General features: G+C 65.1%; 24 protein-coding genes. 12 read left to right on the top strand and 12 right to left on the bottom strand.

What is annotated here, in order from left to right; all coding sequences use genetic code 11:
• The first annotated feature begins 7 nt into the window (after positions 1–7).
• The 3 genes from LDN95_RS02735 to scpA all read left to right on the top strand — a co-directional run bounded on the left by LDN95_RS02735 (position 8) and on the right by scpA (position 3,916).
• Complete coding sequence (locus LDN95_RS02735) at positions 8–1,186, top strand: acetyl-CoA C-acyltransferase family protein (protein WP_226016089.1); 1,179 nt, start codon at positions 8–10, stop codon at positions 1,184–1,186.
• 1 nt (position 1,187) lies between these two features.
• Positions 1,188–1,625 carry a methylmalonyl-CoA epimerase gene (gene mce, locus LDN95_RS02730; protein WP_226016088.1) on the top strand — a complete coding sequence of 146 codons (438 nt, stop codon included), beginning with the start codon at positions 1,188–1,190 and terminating at the stop codon, positions 1,623–1,625.
• 152 nt (positions 1,626–1,777) lie between these two features.
• Positions 1,778–3,916, top strand: coding sequence for a methylmalonyl-CoA mutase (scpA, locus tag LDN95_RS02725; RefSeq protein ID WP_226016087.1), 2,139 nt, complete (start codon positions 1,778–1,780; stop codon positions 3,914–3,916).
• 35 nt (positions 3,917–3,951) lie between these two features.
• Here scpA and LDN95_RS02720 read toward each other — a convergent pair whose 3' ends face one another.
• The gene (locus tag LDN95_RS02720) at positions 3,952–4,287 is read right to left on the bottom strand and encodes a GIY-YIG nuclease family protein (protein ID WP_226016086.1); all 336 of its coding nucleotides are present in this window, start codon (positions 4,285–4,287) and stop codon (positions 3,952–3,954) included.
• A 295-nt stretch (positions 4,288–4,582) separates the two neighbouring features.
• Here LDN95_RS02720 and LDN95_RS02715 point away from each other — a divergent pair, with 295 nt between their 5' ends.
• The 4 genes from LDN95_RS02715 to LDN95_RS02700 all read left to right on the top strand — a co-directional run bounded on the left by LDN95_RS02715 (position 4,583) and on the right by LDN95_RS02700 (position 9,386).
• Positions 4,583–6,604 (top strand): acetyl/propionyl/methylcrotonyl-CoA carboxylase subunit alpha, encoded by a 2,022-nt coding sequence (locus LDN95_RS02715; RefSeq protein WP_226016085.1) that lies wholly within the window; start codon positions 4,583–4,585, stop codon positions 6,602–6,604.
• Between the two features lie 138 nt (positions 6,605–6,742).
• Positions 6,743–7,489: an electron transfer flavoprotein subunit beta/FixA family protein gene (locus LDN95_RS02710; RefSeq protein ID WP_226016084.1), complete on the top strand. Its 747-nt coding sequence runs from the start codon at positions 6,743–6,745 to the stop codon at positions 7,487–7,489.
• Positions 7,489–8,421: an electron transfer flavoprotein subunit alpha/FixB family protein gene (locus LDN95_RS02705; protein WP_226016083.1), complete on the top strand. Its 933-nt coding sequence runs from the start codon at positions 7,489–7,491 to the stop codon at positions 8,419–8,421. Before LDN95_RS02710 ends, LDN95_RS02705 begins: the two co-directional genes overlap by 1 nt.
• 92 nt (positions 8,422–8,513) lie before the next feature.
• Positions 8,514–9,386, top strand: a complete 873-nt coding sequence (locus tag LDN95_RS02700) for an energy transducer TonB (protein WP_226016082.1) — start codon at positions 8,514–8,516, stop codon at positions 9,384–9,386.
• Here LDN95_RS02700 and LDN95_RS02695 read toward each other — a convergent pair whose 3' ends face one another.
• Complete coding sequence (locus LDN95_RS02695; protein ID WP_226016081.1) at positions 9,387–9,854, bottom strand: GNAT family N-acetyltransferase; 468 nt, start codon at positions 9,852–9,854, stop codon at positions 9,387–9,389.
• A 47-nt stretch (positions 9,855–9,901) separates the two neighbouring features.
• On the opposite strand from LDN95_RS02695, the gene LDN95_RS02690 reads away from it, so the two are divergent.
• Positions 9,902–10,837, top strand: coding sequence for an isoaspartyl peptidase/L-asparaginase family protein (locus LDN95_RS02690; RefSeq protein ID WP_226016080.1), 936 nt, complete (start codon positions 9,902–9,904; stop codon positions 10,835–10,837).
• Positions 10,838–10,961: 124 nt separating this feature from the next.
• Positions 10,962–11,402, top strand: coding sequence for a hypothetical protein (locus LDN95_RS02685; RefSeq protein ID WP_226016079.1), 441 nt, complete (start codon positions 10,962–10,964; stop codon positions 11,400–11,402).
• A 308-nt stretch (positions 11,403–11,710) separates the two neighbouring features.
• Here the strand turns inward: LDN95_RS02685 and LDN95_RS02680 are convergent, their stop codons facing one another.
• The 7 genes from LDN95_RS02680 to LDN95_RS02650 all read right to left on the bottom strand — a co-directional run bounded on the left by LDN95_RS02680 (position 11,711) and on the right by LDN95_RS02650 (position 19,053).
• Entirely contained in the window at positions 11,711–12,604 is an 894-nt protein-coding gene (locus LDN95_RS02680; RefSeq protein WP_226016078.1) for an RDD family protein, read from the bottom strand.
• 86 nt (positions 12,605–12,690) lie between these two features.
• Positions 12,691–13,815 carry a stage II sporulation protein M gene (locus LDN95_RS02675; RefSeq protein ID WP_226016077.1) on the bottom strand — a complete coding sequence of 375 codons (1,125 nt, stop codon included), beginning with the start codon at positions 13,813–13,815 and terminating at the stop codon, positions 12,691–12,693.
• Entirely contained in the window at positions 13,812–15,158 is a 1,347-nt protein-coding gene (locus LDN95_RS02670) for a DUF58 domain-containing protein (RefSeq protein ID WP_370631636.1), read from the bottom strand. The genes LDN95_RS02675 and LDN95_RS02670 overlap by 4 nt, the downstream gene beginning before the upstream one ends.
• A gap of 2 nt (positions 15,159–15,160) precedes the next feature.
• Positions 15,161–16,117: a MoxR family ATPase gene (locus LDN95_RS02665; RefSeq protein WP_226016076.1), complete on the bottom strand. Its 957-nt coding sequence runs from the start codon at positions 16,115–16,117 to the stop codon at positions 15,161–15,163.
• Entirely contained in the window at positions 16,114–17,436 is a 1,323-nt protein-coding gene (locus tag LDN95_RS02660) for a DUF4350 domain-containing protein (RefSeq protein ID WP_226016075.1), read from the bottom strand. Before LDN95_RS02660 ends, LDN95_RS02665 begins: the two co-directional genes overlap by 4 nt.
• Positions 17,433–18,104, bottom strand: a complete 672-nt coding sequence (locus tag LDN95_RS02655) for a hypothetical protein (protein ID WP_226016074.1) — start codon at positions 18,102–18,104, stop codon at positions 17,433–17,435. Before LDN95_RS02655 ends, LDN95_RS02660 begins: the two co-directional genes overlap by 4 nt.
• Before the next feature lie 58 nt (positions 18,105–18,162).
• Positions 18,163–19,053 carry a prephenate dehydratase gene (locus tag LDN95_RS02650; RefSeq protein ID WP_226016073.1) on the bottom strand — a complete coding sequence of 297 codons (891 nt, stop codon included), beginning with the start codon at positions 19,051–19,053 and terminating at the stop codon, positions 18,163–18,165.
• Between the two features lie 167 nt (positions 19,054–19,220).
• Between LDN95_RS02650 and LDN95_RS02645 the strand changes: the two genes are divergently transcribed.
• On the top strand, positions 19,221–20,177 hold the full coding sequence (locus LDN95_RS02645; protein ID WP_226016072.1) for a cytochrome c family protein: 957 nt from the start codon (positions 19,221–19,223) through the stop codon (positions 20,175–20,177).
• Between the two features lie 77 nt (positions 20,178–20,254).
• Here the strand turns inward: LDN95_RS02645 and LDN95_RS02640 are convergent, their stop codons facing one another.
• Both LDN95_RS02640 and LDN95_RS02635 read right to left on the bottom strand, forming a co-directional pair.
• Entirely contained in the window at positions 20,255–20,992 is a 738-nt protein-coding gene (locus tag LDN95_RS02640) for a metallophosphoesterase (RefSeq protein WP_226016071.1), read from the bottom strand.
• 91 nt (positions 20,993–21,083) lie between these two features.
• Complete coding sequence (locus tag LDN95_RS02635; RefSeq protein ID WP_226016070.1) at positions 21,084–21,389, bottom strand: hypothetical protein; 306 nt, start codon at positions 21,387–21,389, stop codon at positions 21,084–21,086.
• A 219-nt stretch (positions 21,390–21,608) separates the two neighbouring features.
• Between LDN95_RS02635 and LDN95_RS02630 the strand changes: the two genes are divergently transcribed.
• Entirely contained in the window at positions 21,609–21,947 is a 339-nt protein-coding gene (locus tag LDN95_RS02630) for a UrcA family protein (protein ID WP_226016069.1), read from the top strand.
• A gap of 189 nt (positions 21,948–22,136) precedes the next feature.
• Here the strand turns inward: LDN95_RS02630 and LDN95_RS02625 are convergent, their stop codons facing one another.
• A complete protein-coding gene (locus tag LDN95_RS02625) occupies positions 22,137–22,628 on the bottom strand; it encodes a helix-turn-helix domain-containing protein (protein ID WP_226016068.1) in 492 nt (163 codons plus the stop codon).
• Between the two features lie 165 nt (positions 22,629–22,793).
• Here LDN95_RS02625 and LDN95_RS02620 point away from each other — a divergent pair, with 165 nt between their 5' ends.
• Positions 22,794–23,141 carry a hypothetical protein gene (locus LDN95_RS02620; RefSeq protein WP_226016067.1) on the top strand — a complete coding sequence of 116 codons (348 nt, stop codon included), beginning with the start codon at positions 22,794–22,796 and terminating at the stop codon, positions 23,139–23,141.
• Positions 23,142–23,318 lie beyond the last annotated feature (177 nt).

Raw genomic sequence — 23,318 nt, 5'->3', positions numbered from 1 at the left:
ACAGGTCATGACCGACATTTTCATCGTTTCAGGCGCGCGCACGGCCATCGGCACGTTCGGCGGCTCGCTGGCTTCGTTCCGCCCGGCCGACCTTGGCACCATCGTGATCAAGGAGGCGATCGCCCGCGCCGGGATCAGCGCGGACAAGGTCGAGAACGTGGTGATCGGGACCGTGGTACCGACGCAGCCCAAGGACGCCTATGTCAGCCGCGTGGCTGCGGTGAACGCGGGCATTCCGATCGAGGCGCCAGCGATGAACGTCAACCGGCTGTGCGGGTCGGGCCTTCAGGCGATCATCTCGGCGGCGCAGGGCATTGCGCTGGGCGAACAGGACATCGCCATCGGCGGCGGCGCCGAAGTCATGTCGAACGCGCCGCACATGATCCTGACCGCGCGCAACGGGCAGAAGATGGGCGATCAGGTGCTGATGGACGCCATGCTGGGCGCGCTGCACGATCCGTTCGAGAACATCCACATGGGCGTGACCGCCGAGAACATCGCTGAGCGGCTGGATATCACCCGCGAAGCGCAGGATGCGCTGGCCGTGGAAAGCCACAAGCGCGCCGCCGCCGCCATTGCCGCCGGGTACTTCAAGGACCAGATCGTTCCTGTGGAGGTCAAGACCCGCAAGGGTGTAACCGTGTTCGACACCGACGAACACGTCCGCGCCGATGCCAGCGTCGAGGCGATGGCGGGCCTGCGTCCGGTGTTCAAGAAGGACGGCAGCGTCACCGCCGGCAACGCCAGCGGCATCAACGATGGCGCCGGCGCGGTCGTGCTGGCCAGCGGCAAGGCGGTGGCCGAACACGGGTTGAAGCCGCTCGCCAGGATCCTTGCGTGGGGCCATGCGGGGGTCGAACCCAACGTGATGGGGTTGGGCCCGGTCAAGGCCGTGCCAATCGCGCTCAAGCGGGCAGGGCTGACACTCGACCAGATCGACGTGATCGAGAGCAACGAGGCGTTCGCGGCGCAGGCATGCGGCGTGGCCAAGGAACTGGGCTTCGATCCGGCCAAGACCAACCCCAACGGCTCGGGCATTTCGCTGGGCCATCCCATCGGCGCAACCGGCGCGATCCTGACGATCAAGACTGCCTACGAACTGCACCGCACCGGCGGCACTTATGGCCTGATCACCATGTGCATCGGCGGCGGGCAGGGTATCGCCATGGTCATCGAAAGGGTCTGAGATGAAACTGGGAAGGCTCAACCACATCGGCGTCGCCACGCCAGATCTCGATGCCGCGATCGCCTATTATCGCGATGTGATGGGCGCGCAGGACATCACCGAACCGTTCGTGCTGGAAAGCCAGCAGGTGCGGGTGTGCTTCGTCAACACGCCGGGTGAGAACGGGACCGCAGGCACCCAGATCGAGCTGTTGCAACCTACTGTGGCCGACAGCGCGGTGGGCAAGTGGCTCCAGAAGAACCCGCTCGGGGGTCAGCACCACATTTGCTACGAAGTGCCCGACATTCATGAAGCCAAGGCCTGGTTCGAGGCCAAGGGCAAGAAGGTATTGGGCGAGCCGCGCATCGGCGCCCACGGCACCCTGATCTTCTTCGTCCACCCCAAGGACATGGGCGGGCAACTGACCGAAATCATGGAAACGCCCAAGGGCGCGCATTGAATTCAAAGCCCTCTCCCCGTCAGGGGGAGGAGGGTCGGGAGCGGGGCTCGCGCAAGGCAGCGCCCAAGGCCTCTCTCCAACTTCGGTCAGGCGCAATCGCGCCCGACCTTCGCATCCTCACCCCTGATGGGGGGAGGGCAAAGAGGTGAAGCATGGCGAATCTGGAAGACTGGCAGAAAGCGGCGGCCAAGGAGGTCAAAGGTAAAGACCTGACCTGGCACACGCCCGAAGGCATTGCCGTGAAGCCGCTTTACACCGCAGAGGACGTGACCGTTGACCCCGGCCTGCCGGGCTATGCGCCGTTCACGCGCGGGGTGCGCGCCAGCATGTATGCCGGGCGCCCCTGGACCATCCGCCAGTACGCCGGGTTCTCCACCGCCGAGGAATCGAACGCCTTCTACCGCCGCAATCTGGCTGCGGGGCAGAAGGGTCTGTCGGTCGCTTTCGACCTCGCCACGCACCGCGGCTATGACAGCGACCACCCGCGCGTGGTCGGCGATGTCGGCAAGGCGGGCGTGGCGATCGACAGCGTCGAGGACATGAAGATCCTGTTCGACGGGATTCCGCTCGATCAGATGAGCGTGTCGATGACCATGAACGGCGCGGTTATCCCGATCCTCGCGTTCTTCATCGTGGCGGGCGAGGAGCAGGGTGTCGATCGCAAGCTGCTCGACGGGACCATCCAGAACGACATCCTCAAGGAGTTCATGGTCCGCAACACCTATATCTACCCGCCCGAACCCAGCATGCGGATCATCTCGGACATCTTCGGCTACACCAGCCGCGAGATGCCCAAGTTCAACTCGATCTCGATTTCCGGCTATCACATGCAGGAAGCGGGCGCGACGCAGGTTCAGGAACTGGCCTTCACCATCGCCGATGGTCAGGAATACGTGAAGTACGGCGTGGCCTCGGGCCTCGATATCGACAAGTTCGCCGGGCGGCTGAGCTTCTTCTTCGCCATCGGCATGAACTTCTTCATGGAAGTGGCCAAGCTGCGCGCCGCGCGCGTGCTGTGGCACCGCGTGATGACCAATCTGGGTGCGCAGGACGAACGCTCCAAGATGCTGCGCACTCACTGCCAGACTTCGGGCGTGTCGCTGCAGGAGCAAGACCCCTACAACAACGTGATCCGCACCACGATCGAGGCGATGGCGGCGATGCTGGGCGGCACGCAGTCGCTCCACACCAACGCGCTCGACGAAGCCATCGCGCTGCCGACCGACTTTTCCGCGCGCATCGCCCGCAACACCCAGATCGTGATCCAGGAAGAAACCGGCATGACCAAGGTGGTCGATCCGCTGGGCGGGTCGTACTACATCGAGGCGCTGACTCAGGAACTGGTCGACAAGGCGTGGGAAATCATCGAGCGCGTCGAGGCTGATGGCGGCATGGCCAAGGCCGTGGCGGCTGGCTGGCCCAAGGCGATGATCGAGGAAGCCGCTGCCGGACGGCAAGCGCGGGTGGACAAGGGCGATGACGTGATCGTCGGCGTCAACAAGTACCGTCTTGCCAGCGAAGACCTGCTCGAAACACTGGAAGTCGACAACGACAAGGTCCGTCAGGGCCAGATTGCACGGCTGAAGTGGGTGCGCGAAAACCGTGACGAGGCCAAGTGCCGCGCTGCGCTGGCCGCGCTGACCGAAGGTGCCAAAGGCACCGGAAACCTGCTCGAACTCGCGGTCGAAGCGGCCCGCCAGCGCGCAACGCTGGGTGAAATCTCGGACGCGATGGAGGCGGTATTCGGCCGCCACGGCACCTTCCCCACTCCGGTCAAGGGCATCTATGGCGCGGCCTATGCTGGCGACTCGCGCTATCAGCAGGTGCTGGATGGCGTCGAGGCCGTGACCCGCCGCCTTGGCCGCCGCCCGCGCATGCTGGTGGCCAAGATGGGGCAGGATGGCCACGATCGTGGTGCCAATGTCATCGCCAGCGCGTTCAGCGACATGGGCTTTGACGTTACCAGCGGGCCTTTGTTCCAGACGCCCGAGGAAGCAGCCAAGCTGGCGCTCGACAACGGCGTCGATGCGGTTGGCGCTTCGTCGCTGGCCGCCGGGCACAAGACGCTGGTCCCCGAACTGATCGGCCACCTCAAGGCCGCAGGTCGCCCCGACATCAAGGTCGTGGCCGGCGGCGTGATCCCGCCGCAGGACTATGATTTCCTGCGCGAAGCCGGGGTGCAGGGCATCTATGGCCCGGGTTCGAACGTGGTGGAATGCGCAGCCGACATGCTGCGTCTGCTTGGTCACAACATGCCGCCACTGGGCAGCGAACTGGACGCGGCGGAGTGACGGCCCACTCCTCAATCCGTCACCCTGAACTTGTTTCAGGGTCCATGGCTCGGCCTGCGCGGAGCAATCGGGCCAAGCCCAAGCCCCGGGGCAAGGTCATGCCAATCTGGGTTGGCGCTTTCGATCAGGTTGATCTTCCATTGGCGGTGCCATCGCTTGAGCTGCTTCTCGCGCAGGATCGCCGGTTCCATGTGGTCGAACCGTTCGAAGTAGACCAGCCGGTTGACGCCGTGTTTGCTGGTGAAGCCGGGTGTCGTCCCTTCGCGGTGCTGCCACAAGCGCGCGATGAGGTTGGACGTGACGCCGATGTAGAGCGTCCCACGCGGCTGGCTCGCAAGGATGTAGACGCAAGGCTGGCGCTCGTCCCGCATGGCTCCGTGTTTGCCGAAAGATGGACCCTGAAACAAGTTCAGGGTGACGGTCAATTTTGGCGGCCGTTCATATGACTGGAAGCGAGCTGGATGGTTGGAAAGTCGTCGCTTGGGTCTGGTCGATAGGCATGGGCCTGAAATTGACTCAGGCTCTGTGGCTCGGCGTGTTGCAGGGCTCTGACGGTGGCCGCAGTCATCGACGAGACGAACCGCTCAAGTTTTGGCTGAACTTTACATTGGGCCGAGCACGCTTGTGGTGAGCCTTTGGTATGCGCTTTCGAGATAAGGTGAACTGATGTTCAAGAAAATCCTCATCGCCAACCGTGGCGAAATTGCCTGCCGCGTGATCAAGACCGCGCGCCGGATGGGCATCAAGACCGTGGCGGTCTATTCTGACGCCGATGCGCGTGCGCCCTTCGTGCAGATGGCGGATGAGGCGGTGCATATCGGCCCCTCGCCCGCCGCGCAGTCGTACCTGATCGCGGACAAGATCATCGCGGCCTGCAAGCAGACCGGGGCCGAAGCGGTCCATCCCGGCTATGGCTTCCTGTCCGAACGCACCTCGTTTGCCGAAGCCTTGGCCGCCGAGAACATCGCTTTCATCGGCCCCCCCGTGAACGCCATCGCCGCGATGGGCGACAAGATCGAATCGAAGAAGCTGGCCAAGGCTGCGGGCGTCAACGTTGTCCCTGGTTTCGTCGGCGAGATCGAGGATACCGAGCATGCCGTGCGCATCTCGGACGAGATCGGCTATCCGGTGATGATGAAAGCCTCGGCCGGCGGCGGCGGCAAGGGCATGCGCCTTGCCTACACCGAAAAGGACGTGCGCGAAGGCTTTGAAGCCGTGAAGCGCGAGGGGCTGAACTCGTTCGGCGATGACCGCGTGTTCATCGAGAAGTTCATCCTCAACCCGCGCCACATCGAGATTCAGATCCTCGGCGACAAGCACGGCAACATCCTCTACCTCAACGAGCGTGAATGCAGCATCCAGCGCCGCCACCAGAAGGTGGTCGAAGAAGCGCCTTCGCCGTTCGTCACGCCCAAGATGCGCAAGGCGATGGGCGAGCAGTGCGTCGCGCTCAGCCGCGCAGTCGGCTATTACTCGGCGGGCACGGTCGAACTGATCGTCTCGGGCGCGGACCCCAGCGGCGAATCGTTCTATTTCCTTGAAATGAACACCCGTCTGCAGGTGGAACACCCGGTTACCGAAGCGATCACCGGCATCGATCTGGTCGAACAGATGATCCGCGTCGCCTATGGCGAGAAACTGGCCTTCACGCAGGACGACGTGAAGATCGACGGCTGGGCGATCGAGAACCGCGTCTATGCCGAAGACCCCTATCGCGGCTTCCTGCCCTCCACCGGGCGTCTGATCCGCTATCAGCCGCCGGTCGATGGCTGGGAAGACGATGGCGCCGAGAACGGTCGCCGTGGCGTCGATGGCGTGCGGGTGGACGATGGCGTCTATGAAGGCGGCGAAGTCAGCATGTTCTATGACCCGATGATCGCCAAGCTGATCACCTGGGGTGCCACGCGCGACGAGGCCGCCGACAAGCAGGTCGAGGCGCTCGACGCGTTCGAGATCGAGGGGCTGGGCCACAACATCGATTTCGTCAGCGCGATCATGCAGCACCCGCGCTTCCGTTCGGGCAACCTGACCACCGGCTTCATTGCCGAGGAATATCCCGAAGGATTCCATGGCGCGGCCACCTCTGACGAGTTGAAGCGCACGCTGGCGGCCATCGCCGGGTTCCTCGCCACCGCGCGGGCCGACCGGGCGCGGCGCATCGACGACCAGCTTGGTGGCAGATTGCGGCCACCGTCCGATTGGGCGGTCAAGATCGATGACGTGACCTATCAAGTGGAACTGTCGGAGGACGAGGTCAGCGTCGATGGCGCGGTCATCGGCTTGGCGATGGAATACACCCCCGGCGACCGGATGGTGCACGCCGAAGTCGACGGCAAGCCGCTCAGCGTCAAGGTCGACTTGTTTCGCGCCGGGTTCAAGCTGACCACGCGCGGCGCGATTCACACCGTTCAGGTGCTCGAAGCGCGGCTGGCCGGGCTGACCCGACACATGATCGAAAAGATCCCGCCCGATCTTTCGAAGTACCTGATCTGCCCGATGCCGGGCCTGCTGGTGGCGCTGCACGTCAGGGAAGGCGATGCGGTTGAGGCCGGGCAGCCGCTGGCAGTGGTAGAAGCAATGAAAATGGAAAACATTTTGCGCGCCGAAAAGTCGGGCAAGATCAAGGCGGTGAATGCAAAAGCCGGGGAAAGCCTGGCGGTTGACGCGATCATTCTTGAACTTGAATGAGTTGGAGAGGGCGGCCCGGCGGGTTACGACCCGTCGGGCAACCACACCGGCGCAAGACGATTGCCTCTTGAGTCGGTTGACGTTTACGTAAGCGCGAATTATGCGCCGAGCAGCAGTTTACAGAAAGGCCCGGAAACGATGAAAGCCTTGGTCACGGTGAAGCGCGTGATCGACTACAACGTGAAGCCGCGCGTGAAGGCGGATGGCACGGGGGTCGATCTCGCGAACGTCAAGATGAGCATGAACCCGTTCGACGAAATCGCGGTCGAGGAAGCCATTCGCCTGAAGGAAAAAGGCGTGGTGACCGAGATCGTGGCAGTGTCGGTGGGCCCGCAAAAGGCGCAGGAAACGCTGCGTACCGCGCTCGCCATGGGTGCGGACCGCGCCATCCTGGTGCTGACCGACGATGAAGTCGAGCCGCTGGCCGTCGCCAAGATCGTCAAGGCGATCGCGGACGAGGAACAGCCCGGCCTGATCATCACCGGCAAGCAGGCGATCGACGACGATTCGAACCAGACCGGTCAGATGATCGCCGCACTGCTGGGGCGCCCGCAGGGCACCTTTGCCAACGAGATCAGCGTCGATGGCGATTCGGTCATCGTGAAGCGCGAAGTCGATGGCGGTCTGGAAACGGTGAAGCTGGCGCTGCCCGCGATCATCACCGCCGACTTGCGCCTGAACGAGCCGCGTTATGCGTCGCTGCCCAACATCATGAAGGCCAAGAGCAAGCCGCTCGCGAACAAGACCCCGGCCGATTACGGCGTGGACACCACCACCCGTCTCAAGACGCTCAAGGTCAGCGAACCGCCCGTGCGCAGCGCCGGCATCAAGGTGCCTGACGTCGACACGCTCGTCGCCAAGCTCAAGGAACTGGGAGTAGCCTGATGGCAAACGTACTCGTTTGGGTCGAACATGATGGCGCCGTCGTCAAGGATGCGACGCTTTCGGCCGTTACCGCCGCCGCAGCGCTGGGCGATGTGACCGCGCTGGTCGCAGGCGCGGGCGTCGATGGCGTGGCGGCTGCCGCTGCGCAGATCGCCGGTGTGTCCAAGGTGCTGACGGCGGACGACGCGGCTTATGCCAATGCGCTGGCCGAAAACGTCGCGCCGCTGATCGCGGGCCTGCTGGCAGGCTATGACGCCTTCGTTGCGCCCGCCACCACCACCGGCAAGAACGTGGCGCCGCGCGTTGCCGCGCTGCTCGACGTCGCGCAGATTTCGGACATTCTCTCGGTCGAAGGGCCCAAGACCTTCACCCGTCCGATCTATGCCGGCAACGCTATCGCCACGGTCGAAAGCACCGATGCCAAGCTGGTGATCACCGTGCGCGGCACCGCCTTTGCCAAGGCCGAAGCCACCGGCGGCAGCGCCGCTGTCGAAGCGATTGCGGCGGGCGCGGATTCGGGCCTGTCGACTTTCCTCGGCTCGGAAATCGCCAAGAGCGAGCGTCCGGAACTCACCTCCGCCAAGATCATCGTTTCGGGTGGTCGTGCGCTGAAGGATGCGGACACGTTCGCCGCCACGATCACGCCGCTGGCCGACAAGCTCGGCGCCGCCATCGGCGCCAGCCGTGCCGCGGTTGACGCAGGCTACGTGCCCAACGACTATCAGGTCGGCCAGACCGGCAAGATCGTTGCGCCGGAAATCTACGTTGCGGTCGGCATCTCGGGCGCGATCCAGCACCTTGCGGGGATGAAGGACAGCAAGACCATCATCGCCATAAACAAGGACGAAGACGCCCCGATCTTCCAGGTCGCCGATATCGGTCTGGTCGGCGACTTGTTCACGCTGGTGCCGGAACTGACCGGCAAGCTTTGACGGTCATTCCGATATAAACATATGTGAAAAGGCCCTGCGCAAGCGGGGCCTTTTTGCGTTGCGGAGCGGGATCGGCGCGATAGGATAATCGGATGCTTCACCGGTATCTGCGCAGCCTGTTCCTGTTCCTGATTGCGATTGCGCCTGCCGTGTCGGCACAGGCCGAGCCCTTGGTGCTTGAGCCATCGGCCCCGTGGAATCTGGACTATTCCGAAGACAGTTGTCGGCTCGCTCGACCGTTCGGCACGGATGCGAAGCAGGTTCTGCTAGTTCTGGAGTCCTTCGCGCCCGATCGCACAGTGGATGCGCGCGTGATCGGGAAATCGTTGGCCGGGGATGGTAATCTGTATCAGCCGGTGACCTTCGGCTTTGGGCCGGACCGCCCGCTCGTGAAGAAAGACGAAGCGGTGTCCGGAAATATCGGGCCAGACAAGGTTCCGATGCTCATGCTGGGCGAACTGGATTTGCTCAATCGCACCTATCATGACGCGAAAGGTTCTGGTCCGACCGCAGAGCAAGAGGCCGCGACCAGCGAATTTGAGATTCGCATGCGGATTACGCATCTTTTGCTGAAAACCGGCTCGTTCAAGGCACCGATGGAGGCCCTGCGCCAATGCACCGGGGATTTGGTAAAGGCGTGGGGTTTGAATCCGGCACAGCAGGAGCGGCGACGCTCCGCCCCGGTACCTTTGGGCAAGCCGGGGAACTGGGTTACCAGTAACGACTACCCGTCCGCCGCACTTTCGAAGGGCGAGAGCGCGTGGGTCAATTTCCGCCTGCTGGTCGATGCAACAGGCAAGGCAACGGCATGCCACATTCAGCTGGCCACCAAATCGCCTGCGTTGAAGGATCTGACATGCAAACTGCTGTTGGCCCGTGCGCAATTCAAACCGGCGATCGGTGAGGATGGACAGCCCATCGCAAGCTACTATCGGAATGCGGTGCGGTGGATGGCGTCGAGATAATCACAACGCCAGCGACAAACACTGGCTGAAATCGTCCACCACATAGTCGCCGAAGGCCGCGCATTCGACGAAGCCGTGCTTCTTGTAGAGCGTCACGGCGGGCGCAAACGCCTCGGTTCGTCCGGTTTCAAGGCTGACGCGGGTATAGCCGCGTTCACGGGCGACGCTTAGCAGGTGCACAAGCATCGCCTCGCCCACGCCCCTGCCGCGCCAGTTCGGGGCGGCGCGCATCGATTTCAGTTCGCCGTGGGTGGCCGACAAGTGCTTGAGCGCGCCCATCGCCGCCAACTCACCATCCACCCGCGCGACGTAGAACGTGACGCCGGGCTGGCGCAGCTTGTCGAGAGGCAGGGCGTTGACTTTGCAGGCGGGGCTTTCGGCATGCATTCCGGAAAGGTGCAGTGCCACCAGATCGCGGATGTCGTCGCCCGCCAGATCGTCCTCGGTAATCGTCAATCCATCGCGCATGTGGGGGCACCCTTCAAAAACCGGCGCCATCTGCTATCGCCAGTGCCATGCAGGAAACAACCCCCCAGCAATGGGCCATCGCCATCCATGGCGGGGCCGGCGCGATGACCCCCGAAACGATGGACGCCGCCGCCGTGGCCGTGCACGAGGCCGGGCTGTCGGCCGCTCTCGAAGCGGGTGAGGCAGTGCTGCGCACAGGCGGCAGCGCGGTTGCGGCCGTAGCGGCGGCGGTCGCGGTGCTTGAGGATGATCCGCACTTCAACGCCGGTCGCGGCGCGGTGTTTACCTACCACGGCACCAATGAGCTTGACGCCGCGATCATGGACGGAGCCAGTCGCGCAGCCGGGGCCGTTTCCGGACTCACCCGCATCCGCAACCCGGTGCAACTGGCGCGTACGGTTATGGAAGCCGGGCCGCACGTGTTCCTCAGCGGCGCGGGGGCGGAGGAATTCGCCGCCGACCACGGGATCGATCCGATCGATCCGGCGTGGTTCGCCACGCCCGAACGGCTCCGCCAACTGGAGGAGCTGAAGGCGCAAAAGTCCGGCTGGTTCGATGCAGGCTTGAAGTACGGCACGGTCGGTGCGGTCGCGCGCGATCAGGCAGGCCATGTTGCCGCAGCAACCTCTACCGGCGGGCTGACGGGCAAGCGCTGGGGCCGGATCGGCGATTCGCCGCTGATCGGCGCAGGTACCTATGCCGATGACCGGGCGGCGGCGGTCAGTTGTACCGGCTCGGGCGAGCAGTTCATCCGCGCCGGGGTGGCGCACGAGATCTGCGCGCGGATCAGGCTTGGCGGGCAAGGCGCGCAAGCGGCGACCGATGCGGTGCTGGCCGAAGTCGGCGCGATGGGCGGCGTCGGCGGGATCATCATGGTGACGCCTGCGGGCGAGACGGTGTTCGCGCTGACCACGCCGGGCATGTTCCGCGCGCGCAGCGACAGCACCGGACGGCGCGAGGTCGCGATCTTCGCGCTCGATTGACAGTACCGGGCAAGACGAGCAACTTAAGCGTGCTCGATGTAAGAGCATGTGGGTCGACCGGCATCGAGGCAACAAGCCAGAGGGCACGGTAAAAGCCGCGCCCCGATTTTCGGGAGATCTGATGATGAAGCGCATTCGTCTGGCTGCCACAGCGGCCCTTGTACTTGTGTTTGCTGCCCCGCTCCACGCGCAGGAAATTCCGGTTGTTCCGGGTGACTACGTCTCGGTGTCAATGATTTCGGTCGATGATGGTCATGACCTTGACTACATCAACCATCTTGCCGGAATCTGGCGCAAGGGTCAGGACTTTGCCGTCAAGCAGGGCTGGATCACCGGCTACGAGATCCTCAGCAACGAGTTCAAGCGGCCGGGCGAACCCGATTACTACCTGATCACGCGCTTTGCCCGGTTCGAAGACCCCGCAGAGGGTGAAAAGCGGCAAAAGGCCTACAACGACTTCATGCAGTCGACCAATGCGCAGATGGAAGCGGCGTCGGCCGAGCGGGCGAAGTACCGCCATCAGATGGGCTCGACACTGTTGCGTTCATGGAAATGGCGTAACTGACTAGGTCGTAAACTCATAAATCGCGCCTTCGAGGTTTGAGGCAAAACGGCTCAGTGCAAGGAGGGAAGGCGCAGGGATATGTCGATATCTCAAGCCTTTCCGACGCTGCAATGGGCCGTTTTGGTCAAATCCCGAAGGGACACCCGAACGGCTTCGATCTCGAACGAAAGCAACCTTGGAAAGGCAACCAGCCTTCCCGGCGGTCGCTTCCGTCCGATATCTTCGCCGTTCGGGTGCCTCGAAGGCGCCATTTATGAGTTTACGACCTAGATTGCCGGGGCCGTTGCGGTTGCGCGGCCCCGTTTCATTCACCCGTCGAACTTGCTGGCCTTGCGCTTGCCGAACCGCATGCCGCTTTCCAGTCGGGCCCGTAGCTGGGTGTAATAAGCGTCGAGAAAGGCACGTTCGTCGCCGCTGCCCGCGTTCCAGCCGATCTTGCGACAGATCGCCGCCGCCACCTCGGCCAGCGCTTCGGGGCGGTTGTCGCGCAGCACTTGTTCGAGAACCTGCAACTCGTATTCGCCATAGATCGCCAGTTCAGCCTCGGCAAAGTGGTACTGCGCGCCGGTGGTGGTGCTGCGGCCAGCGGTGGCCGCTGCGCTGACCGACAGCGCTTGCGCCAGCTTGCGGCGGGGTGCCTCGACCACCCAGGTTCCCGCGATCACGTCGCCGCAGCGCAGCCCGTCGCGGTTGAAGAACGGGAACAGCGCAAAGATGGCGAACCATAGTGCGCCCGCCCAACCGGCCAGTTCCACATCGGTTCCCGCCGAAACCGCGCCGATGATGAACGTCAGCGGCAGCAGCAATTCGATGTCGCGCAGCAGGTTGCGCGCGATCACCGCCTCGGTCGTCAGCCGTCCGCCGCCACCATCGGAGGCGCGCCCGGCGACGCGGATGCCGACGATGCGCTTGCCCGGCGTGGCGCCGCGCGGGCCAAGCTCGAACCAGATGAACCACACGTTGCGGAACAGGAACATCGCGATGAACCACAACACGATCAGCGCCTGAATCGCGCGGCCCAGCGCCGATTCCTTGTTCGCATCGCGGATTGTCGACATTCCCGCGCCCAGCCAGATCAGCAGCAGCGTGGTGGCAATCATCGTCGCGGAGATCAGGAACAGGTCGATCAGCAGGGCCGCCGCACGCGCGCCGCGCGAGGCAACAATCAGCGGCACGCTGACGCCCTCGGGCGTCAGGATCATCCGCAGCCGCCGGTCAGAGGGTGTCCACTGGTGTCGGGGCGCGGGGTCCGCACCTGTGCGGGCCCGGCGAAACGCGAACCATGCCATCAGCGGTCCTCTCCCAGCGGCAGCCGGTCGCGCCGCCAGGCGAAGAAATAACCGATCCAGAACACCAGCATGAACCCGCCGACGATCAGCCGCGAGGCGGTGGAATCGAGCAGTTGCCGCGCAAATCCTTCCAGAAGCGCAGCGACGATGAGCATCAACACGACGCCGACCATCACTTGCGCGGTGCGCCGTCCGGCCTGCGCCGCAGCGTCGAGTACCGAGCGATCGCCGGGAAAGGCCATCGCGCGGCCGATGTGGATGCCGCTGGCGCCTGCCAGCAGGATCGCGAACAGCTCGGTCGTGCCGTGAACCGACAGCCAGCCGACGATTTCGAGGTCCAGCCCTTGCCCATGGTAGAGCCACAACAGCGCGCCGAGCATCGCGGTGTTGTGGACCAGCAGCAGGATCGAGGGCAGGCCGAACGCGAACCCGAGCGCGAAGGCAAGGATCGATACTTGCGCGTTGTTGCTGAACAGATAGGCGGCGAAGATCGACAGGCCTTCCTGCTTCTGCTGGCCGAACAGGGTGGCCAACAGCGCGGCGCGGCTGGCGCCGGGGACACGGGCGTCGCCATCGCTGCCGGGGACGAGCGCATAGTACCAGTCGGCATTGCCCGCTACGAGCAGGTAGCCCGCGATCGTTCCGGCCACCATCAGTGCCAATGCGATCAGCACGTCGCTGCCCAGCGCGCGGACCGATGCTCCCCAGCCACCGCCGAAGAAGCGCCGGACCCATGCGCCCAGTCCTTCGCGCGGGCCATAGACGACGAACCATGCGCGCTGCACGAGCGCTTCAAGATAAGCGAGCGTCGCCTGATCGAGCGAGGTTTCGCGCGCGATTGCAAGACTGGATGCCACGGTGCGATACAGCACGGGCAGCGCCAGCAGATCGTCGTCCGACAGGCCGCGCAGCCGTCCGCGCTCGATCCGCGCGACGATGGCCTCCAGCCGTTGCCAGTCGCCCTCGCGCGCCAGACGGAAGCGGTCGGAGCGCAGTGCTGCGGTCTCGATATCGGCCACGGCAGCCGCGCGCGAGCGGCCGAACCAGCCCGAGACGGTGCCGGAAAGCGATCCTGCCAGCGTTCCGGCCAACGAGCTTGCAGACGAGCCTTCAGTCGTGCTCATCCGATCGCCCCTTCGCGCTTGATGGCCAGATAGGTGTCGAGCAGCCGCGTGCCGACAACGTCGTATGGGGCTTCGATAACCCGTACCCCCAGATGGCGCAGCCGTTGCAGAACCAGCGCGCGCTGGCGCTGCAGGCTGCCAGCCGCCACCGCCATGGCCGCGTCATGAACGCTGTCGACGGTCGCGCCGGCAAGGCCGGTCAGCTCGGCATCGGCCAGCACCACGAAGACCACGACGTGCCTGTCGACCAGACGGCGCACCGTCTCGATCATCATTTCGGCGCTGGTCGGGTCGGTGAATTCCGAGAAGATCACCACCAGCGAGCGGCGCTGCAACCGCGCGGTCAGGGTGGCAATGGCCAGTGTGAAGTTGGGTTCCTCGGCGCGGTAGTCAAGACTGGCGGCGGCCTGCTGCAGCCGGGCAAAATCGCGCGAGGCGGTAATGAACGGGGTGAGCACTTGCGGCCGCGCGGCAAAGCCGAACAGCGCGATGCGGTCCTGCGCCTTCAACGCGACCCACGCGGTCGTCAGTCCGGCGGTGATCGCCCGGTCAAGCCGCGAGACTCCGGCCACCGGCTCGCACATGGCCTGACCGCAATCGAAGGCGAACACGATCTGGTTGTTGCGTTCGGTTTCGTATTCGCGCGCGAAAAGCCGGGCGTGGCGGGCCGAGGACTTCCAGTCGATCCGTCGCCGATCCATGCCGGGCTCGTAATCGGCCAGCGCCTCGAACTCGGTGCCTTCGCCGCGGATGCGCCGCGCGACGAGGCCGAAACTCGAATCGCGCAGGAACAGTTGCAGCGCCGGGCTGCGCAGCGGCGCAAGCGAGGGGCGCACGCGGATCGTCAGGTCGAGCGGGCGCGCGACCATCCGTTCGGCCAGTCCCAGCGGCCCGCGCCAGCGCAGCCACACGCGGCTGACCGCAGCGGTGCCGCGCAACAGCGGGCGCAGTTCGGCGTTGCCCTGCCAGCCACCGGGCGTTGGTTGCAACGCCAGTTCAAGCCGTCCGCCTTTCAGCAGGCGCGGATCGAGCGCCAACGCCACGACCGGTCGCGCACGGGCACCGGCGCGGGCAAGTTCGGCCAGCACGCTCATCCGCAGCGGTTCGCCCACTTCGGCATCGGCCGGCACGATCACGCGCAAGTCGGCCAGCGTTCCGGCAAACAGCGCATCGAGCAGCACCAGCACGCTCAGCGCGCCGCCCAGTGCCGGGGCCACGATCCACAGGCCTGGCGCGAACGCTGCCAGCACCAATGCCGCGGGCGCGGCCAATGCCAGCGCCAGCACCGCGCGCGGCGCTGGCAGAAAGGCCGGGATGGCCTGAAGGCGCAGGCGGATTGCCACGCTCAGCGCGGCGCCTCGGTCCGCTCGATCAGCCCGCTGACGATCGCTTCGACCTCGCGTCCCTCGATCTCGGCGGCGGGCGAGAGCAGCATGCGGTGCCGCAGCGCGGCAAGCGCGAGCGCCTTTACATCATCGGGCAGCACATAGTCGCGGCCATCGAGTGCGGCGCGGGCGCGGGCGGCTCCGGCCAGCACGACCCCGGCGCGGGGCGAGGCACCACTCACCAGATCGGGGCTTTCGCGCGTGGCGCGCACCAGCCGCACGACATAGTCGACCACGCTGTCCGACAGCGTCACTTGCGCGATGGCAGCATTGGCCGCAGCGATCCGCGAAGCATCGGCCACCGCGACGACGCCCAGATCGGCCGGACGGGGCGCCCCGCGTCCCTGACCATAGCGGGCAATGATCTGCGCTTCTTCGGCCACCGAGGGGTAGGGCACCAGCAGCTTGAACAGGAAGCGGTCCAATTGCGCTTCGGGCAGCGGATAGACACCCTGGCTTTCGATCGGGTTTTGCGTGGCCACGACCATGAAACGGTCGGAGAGTGCGTGGACCGCGCCATCGAGCGTCACCCGGCGCTCCTGCATCGCTTCAAGCAGCGCGGCCTGCGTCTTTGGCGGGGTGCGGTTGATCTCGTCCGCCAGCAGCAGCTCGTGGAAGATCGGCCCGCGTGTCAGGGTGAACTGGCTGGTCTGGAAGTTGAACAGGTTCGACCCCAGAATGTCCCCCGGCATCAGGTCGGGCGTGAACTGGATGCGGCCGTAATCGAGCCCGAGCGCGGTGGCGAAAGTCTGGGCAAGGAAAGTCTTGGCCGTGCCCGGAGGCCCTTCGAGCAGCACGTGCCCACCGGCGAACAGCGCGGTCAGCAGGTGATCGACCACCGCGTCCTGACCCACCACCGCCTTGGCCACTTCGGCGCGGATCGCACCTGCCAGATCGCGCACATCGTCGAGCGTCATCGCACCAGTTCCTTTTCAAGATTCTGCAAGGCACGGGCACTGCGGGCCAGATCGTGCGGGTGGCGCGCCGCGCGCAGCGCCGCGGCAAGATCGGAATACCGTGGACCGGGGATGCCGCGTCTGGCTTGGGCAGCATCGATCGCGGTTTCGGACTGGGTGCGCAATCGACCGCGCGGTAGGCCCAGCGCCAGCACCAGCCGTTCGCGCGACGCGTCGGCATAAGGGGCGGCGATCAGGTGCAACCGCCCTGCACGGCGGACCAGCGCCGCGCTCGTACCGACCAGCGCGGTCTTGCCCGCCGCGATCTCGCGCGCGCGGATCAGGCGTGGGCCGAACGGCAGGAACGCGCGCCACACCACCGCTACAAGCGCCAGCAGCAGGCACAGCGTTGCCGCCAAGAACGGCGGTTCGAACGCAAGCGTCAGCAGGTTGCGATTGGCGCCAAGGCCGTTGAGCGTCAGATCGAACATCACCGGCTGGGTGCGCGTCATCGCACTGGCCATGATCAGGCGATAGGCCAGCAGCCCGGTCGCCCGGTCGGCCATGCCCCAGTTGTCGAGCAAGTCGGGCTCGAACACATAGACCAGCGGATAGAGGTCGGTGTCCTCACCGCCTTGCATGTTGGCCCAGGAATCGAGTGCGGGATAGGCCCCGGCATCTTCGGCATAGGCGGCCAGCATGCGTCCGTCCGCCGTGGTGACCAGCGGGATCAGCCCCTTGCCGCTGCCGGTCTCGACTGTGGCCGGTGCGGGCAGGTGGCCGGATTGTGTGCCTGTGCCAGTACCTGTACCTGAGCCTGTACCTGTGCTCTTGTCGACGCTTTGCCAGAGGCCCTTGTCGGCGGCGCGGCCGATGCTGACGGTAACGTTGTCGGCAAAGCCTTTCCACTCGGGCGCGTCCGTGCCGGCGGTGCGGGTCCAGCCTTTGCGCCGTTGCGGGTCGAACCAGTTCTTGCGGTTCACCGGCAGCACCAGCCATTTGGGGGTGACCACCAGCGTCGGCCCGATCCGCCGCCGCGCTTCGACGATCTGCGCGATCTTGCTGCCATCGGCGTCGGCGGGCGGGGTCAGGACCAGCAGGCCCGGTTGTGCCAGCGCCTGCTTGGAACGGATGCGCTGCACTTGCATGCCGTCGGCTTCGAGCATGGCGGCCAGCGCGGCATAGCCGTTGAGCCCGCGCCCACCGGCATGGCCGCCGCCGTTGTTGAGCGGCCCGCCCTGATTGCCCAGCGCATAGAGCAGTGCCACGAATGCCAGCAGTCCGATCAGCACCATGCCGATCAGCGTGCCGCGCGCGAAGGGCGAGGGGCCGCCGCTCATGCCGTAGTGCCCAGCCGCTGCAACGCGAAGTCGGCGTAGGCGGCGCGCGCGCGGGTCCAGTCCTCGGCCGACAGTCCCTGCAGCGCGAACAGACTGCGCTCCACCTCGCGCGCGATCACCGCAAAGGCGGTGCGGGCGGCGGCGGGCAGCGCGCCCAAAGTGGCGATCTCACGCGCGGTGCTGGAAGGGGAAAGCCAGTCGGGCCTCGCGCTGGCGATCTGGTGGACGCTTCGCTGCAAGAGCAAGTGCGCCGCCTCGCCAAAGCGGCCTTCGGCGGCCAATCGGTCGGCATCTTCGAGCAGGGCCAGCGCCGCTTCGCGCGTCGGCGCCCACTCCGGCGCAGGGGTGCGGCGGCGTTGGGCACGATCGCGCCACAGCGGCCACAGCAAGGTCCACGCAATCCACGCGATACCGATCACGGCGCCTGCCAGCAGCAGCAGTTCGATAACGCTCCACCCGCGGCCCAGCAACTGGCCGAGCGGTTTGAGCAGCTTGCCGATGAACTCAAGCGTCTTCAGCAACCATTCGGGCGGCGGATTGGGAGGAATCACCGGGTCGGGCGGGGCGGGTGCGAACTGGATATCGCCCAGGTCACGCGCCGCGCGCCATGCCTGTTCGGCTGATTGAGCCCCGGAATGAGCCGTCACCGGTCCGCCTGCTGTCCCCACGCGCACCTCGTCGCACGTTGTCGGGCGGGCCGCAAGCCGGAGCGCCTCGACATTGGCGTCAGCCGCGCTCGCGGCCCAGCGGATAGGTGCCCAGCACGCGCACGTCGGTGGCGAAAAAGCGCAGCTCATCAAGCGCGCGATCCAGTCCCGGCTCACCCGGCTTGCCCACCACATCGCAATAGAACCGGGTCGCGGCAAAGCTGGCGCCTTGCTGATAGCTTTCCAGCTTGGTCATGTTCAGCGCATTGGTGGCAAAGGCGCCCAGCGCCTTGTACAGCGCGCCGGGAATGTTGCGTACTTCGAACACGAAGGTCGTGATGGCGGGACCGGCGATGGTGGCCGGGTCCAGCGGCGTGCGGGAAAGCAGCACGAAGCGGGTGGTGTTGTCGGGCGCATCCTCGACATTTTCGGCCACGATCTTCAGGCCATAAAGCTCGGCGGCGATCTTCGGGGCCAGAGCGGCGATGGCCGGATCGCCCAGTTCGGCGACATGCGCGGCGGCACCGGCGGTGTCGGCATGGCTCAACGGCACGATCCCGCGTGCGCGCAGATAATGTCGCGACTGGCCGAGCGCCTGCGGGTGGCTATAGGCAGCGGTGAACGGCCCATCGCCCAGCCCCATCAGGCAGGCGTGGATCGGCATGAAATGCTCGCCCACGATCGACAGGCCGGATTCGGGCAGCAGGAAATGGATGTCGGCAACGCGGCCGTGCTGCGAATTCTCGATAGGGATGATGGCAAGGCCCGCACGCCCGTCCTTGACCGCATCGAGCGCATCCTCGAACGAAAAGCACGGCAGTGGTGCGCCATCGGGCACGGCCTCCAGCGCGGCGCGGTGCGAGTTCGCGCCCGGAGCGCCCTGAAACGCGACCGCGTGCACCGGATCGGCGGCGGCGGCTTCGGACAGCGCCTGAACAAGGGCGAGCGCGGGTGCGGGATAGCTTTGCATGGGCGCGAGCGATTAGGGCCCCCGCAGCGCCCCGGCAAGCAGCTTTCGGCACCGGTGCAGCGATAGGGCTGCAAACGCACTTGCGCGCGGGCAGGGGGCTGACTAGAGCGACGGTCAAGAAGGCGCGGGGTCGGTGGGTGCCGGCGGGGCGCAGCATGGGGCAAGGAATGGACGACCGTTTCAATACCATCGCAGGTTGGACACTGTTCGGCGGGATCGTGGCGCTTGGGCTTTCGAGCATTTCGAGCCACTATTTCAGCGCCGACAAGCCTGAACGGCCTGAAAAGCCTGGCTATGCCATTGAAGGCGTGGAAGCCGAAGGCGGCGCTGGCGCTGCTGCGGCAGTCCTGCCGATCGCCAACCGTCTGGCCACTGCCGACGTGGCCAAGGGCGAAGCCATCTTTGCCAAGTGCAAGGCCTGCCACACGATCGATCAGGGCGCGGCCAATGGTATCGGCCCCAACCTGTACGCCGTTGTCGGTGAAGCCATGGCGCAAGGTCGCGGCGGTTTCGCGTTCTCTGACTCGCTCAAGGCCAAGGGCGGCAAGTGGGATTTTGCCTCGCTTGACGAATGGCTGACCAACCCCAAGAAGTTTGCCGACGGCACCAAGATGTCGTTCGCCGGTCTTGCCAGCCCCGAAGATCGCGCTGCCGTGATCCTCTATCTCAATTCCAAGGGTTCGAACCTGCCGTTGCCCGCGCCTGAAGCGGTTCCCGCTGCCGGGGCTGCTCCTGCTGGCGCGACCCCGGCTGCCGTCATCGTTGGCGATGCGGCTTCGGGCGAAAAGGTCTTTGCCAAGTGCAAGGCCTGCCACTCCATCGAAAACGGCGGAGCCAATGGGATTGGCCCGAACCTGTACGGCGTTGCCGGTGATGCCATCGCCGAAGGGCGCGGCGGTTTCGCGTTCTCCGACGGGCTGAAGGCGCACAAGGGCGTGTGGGATGCCGCAACGCTCGACCAGTGGCTTGCTGGCCCCGCCAAGTTCGCTGCGGGCACCAAGATGACCTTCGCCGGTCTGACCGATGCCAAGCAGCGCGCCGACGTGATCGCTTACCTCAACGCGCAGGGCGGCAAACTCCAGCTTGGTGCGCCCGCTGCGGCCCCGGCTGCGGCCGCGAAGTAAGGTTTCAACCTTCGAACAAGGAAAAGGGCGCCCCGCAACGGGCGCCCTTTTCTGTTTGCTAATGGGTTCCTGGCGGATCAGGTCGGTTCAGGCAGCATCCGCACGTCGAGCGCAAGCCCGTCATCGTCGATCGTCAGCACGTTGTAGCTGGGCGGGGTCGAACGCAGCCGCAGCGACAGCGTACCCGCACCGATCATGCGAATCGGGCCGTTCGCGGTTTCATGGAGCAGGTCGAACGGATCGTGGACGTGCCCTGACAGCACGGCGAGCACGTTGCGGCGCGCCAGTTCGTCAAGCGCATGGGCGCCGCCACGAGTCAGCGCCTTGCCGCGCGTTCCGGCTTCGACCAGCGGGTGATGGCAGGTGACGATGGCGCGGGTGCCGGAAGGCAACGCATCGATCGTGGCGAGTGCGCGGGCAAGATTGCGCGGGGCGACATGGCCCTTCGACCAGTTGAGCCGCCATTGCGCGCGTGCCGTGGTGGGCATCGAAACCAGCGCCACTCCGGGCAGCGTCACCGGTCGTTCGGCTGCCCCTTCCAGTCCCAGAAAGCGGCGATAGGGGGCGGTGAAGCGCTCGATCAGGTTGAAATAGGGCAGATCGTGGTTGCCCACGTCGATTGCGGTGGGGGCTGCCAACGCGGCAATCCACGCGCGGGCGGCAGCATATTCGCTGGCGCGGGCGCGCATCGTCAGATCGCCGGTCAGCGCGATGCCACTAGGGCGCTCGCGCGCAACGGCTTCGGCAAACCACGCCAGTGCGCGGCGGTCTTCCATTCCGAAATGCGGATCGCTGACGTGAAACAGGCGAGTCATCGGTGAGCCAAGGTTCCTTCCACGCCGTCTAGTGACAGGGTGCTGCACTTTTGCAACCGCGGTGCAGGCACACTTGGAGTTACCTTGGGCGTCACATTTGGCGGTAAAGGATTAACCACGCCGAAACAGCATTCAATCCGGAATAACCGATGTAGGCAAAAGCTGCCCAGCATTGCTCATTTGCCACCAGTACCAAGCCAACCAGCAGCATCGCAAACTCCAGCCCGAGCGACATGCGCCGGTTGAATCGGTTGCGAAACCACGCAGCCGGTCCCGACAGCGGATGGGCATTGGCCAGCACGGCGCCGTGCATCGCGAAGTTGGCGACACCAAGCAGAAAGATGACAAAGAACGCCATAATCACAGGCAGGTTAGGCCGCATCCCGATCGCTGTCATCGCGGTAAAAAGGGTGGTTCCTGTCGTTCAGCGGATAGACAAGGCGGTTCGTCGCCATGCTTAACGTCTGGTCGGCCCAAGATAAGGGCTTGTCGATGCAAGGGTGAACTTCAGTTTAATGGCGCGTAGCACAATGTTCAGACGGCAACGAATTGCCGCCCCCGACAGTCAGAAGTTGCCGCATTCTTGTTTCACCCTCCTTGTCCGAAAGGCCCTGCCATGAACCGCAAGTCGATCTTCACTGCCAGCCTCGTTGCCGCCCTCATCGCGCCGATCGCTCTGGTCGCTCCCGCTGCACACGCCGCCGAACCGGCAACCGGTGTCGAAGTCGCCTCGATCGAAGTGCGCTATGGTGATCTCAACCTTGCCAGCGCGCAGGGTCAGGACCAGCTCGATGCCCGCCTGCGCCAGGCTGCGCGCAAGGTATGCGGCGCCTCGTTCGGCCCCATGCCGCTCAGCGAGGAACTGAATGCGCGCAAGTGCTACACCCGCGCCCTCGGCACTGCCCAGCAGACGCTCGCCTCGGCGCAATATCGCAAGGTGCTGAGCCGCCGTTGATGACATTGTTCGCGGTGTCGAGCCGCCGAACCAACGCCAACCCCATCAGCATCCGCCCCACGGTGCTGGTGGGCCGGACCCGGGGGGACGATCACAGCCAGTCCCCGTGCCCCCGGGTTCGCACTTGCCGACGATTGCTACCGCTGATTCGCCTCGCAGATTGAGCGAGGCCGCGCCGCAATCAGAGGATCAGCGCACCAGTCGCACGGATTCGGCGCTGGCCGGGGTTACATCACCCAGATCGCGCCAGGTCAGATCCTGCGAGCCCAACACCCGATCATCGTGCGCGCGGATGGTGATCGGCGCGATCGGGCGGTTGTCGCGCGTGTCGCACAGCACCGGATTGGCCGGCACTCCCAGCGCCCATTTTTCGCCCCATTGGCGCAGCGCCAGCATCGCCGGCAGCAGATCGAAGCCTTTGGGAGTCAACCGATATTCGATGCGCCGACGATCATCGGCGCAATGTTCGCGCTTGAGGATGCCCGCCTCGACCAGCCGCGACAGGCGGTTGGACAAGATGTTGCGGGCGATGCCCAGCACGTCGAGGAAGTCCTCGAAATGGCGAACGCCATTGAACGAGGCGCGTAAGATCATGAACGACCAGCGCTCACCCATTGCCTCAAGCGCCAGAGGGAGCCCGCATTGGGCGATTTCCGCGAGCGGTTCGTGCATCTTGTTCATGGTGCGTCACCGTACTCCAGTTGCGAGGACAATGTAAGTTTCTAGTTGCAACCTGCAACCTAATCGGATAGGTATCGATTCGCAACGGAAATCGCATCCTCTCCAGGAATGTCTTCGGGCTTCCACCCATGTCTGATTTCGTGTTGCTTGCACAGGGGAAGTACCATGAACGTCAATCAAACCGGCGCGCTGCGCCAGATCCTGCCTGCTGCCTTGGCGCTTGTGCTGTCGGCCACCGGCTTTGCCATGACCGCCATGCCAGTCCATGCCGAAGGTACCAGCTATTACACCGCCGCGCTCGCGACCCCGCTGGCTGCACCCAAGACGGTGATTCATGACGAACTGCTGTGGCATTGCGCCGGTGCCGAATGCACCGCCCCGCGCGGTACCTCGCGCCCGGCGGTGGTCTGTGCGCGGCTGGTCCGCTCGCTGGGCCCGGTGACGCACTTCGCCACGCCGCAGGGCGATATTGCGGCTGAAGACCTTGCCCGCTGCAACGGCACCAAGGGTTGATGCCGTACGCGGTTTTTTTCCAGCGTAAGCCCTGACGCCACGACCCTGCACTCCAGGCTACGCTGCGACTGAACGGGCTGCAAAGGGCCTTCCCTGGTCCCTTTGCAGCCCATTTTTTGTACCGCCGGTCTTGTGGCCCCGGTCTTGTCGGGAGCACCTTTTTGCCAGAGGTGCGCG

It is taken from the genome of Novosphingobium sp. FKTRR1, from assembly GCF_020404405.1.
GTDB lineage: Bacteria > Pseudomonadota > Alphaproteobacteria > Sphingomonadales > Sphingomonadaceae > Novosphingobium.
This window is presented reverse-complemented; position numbering and strand designations above follow the sequence as displayed.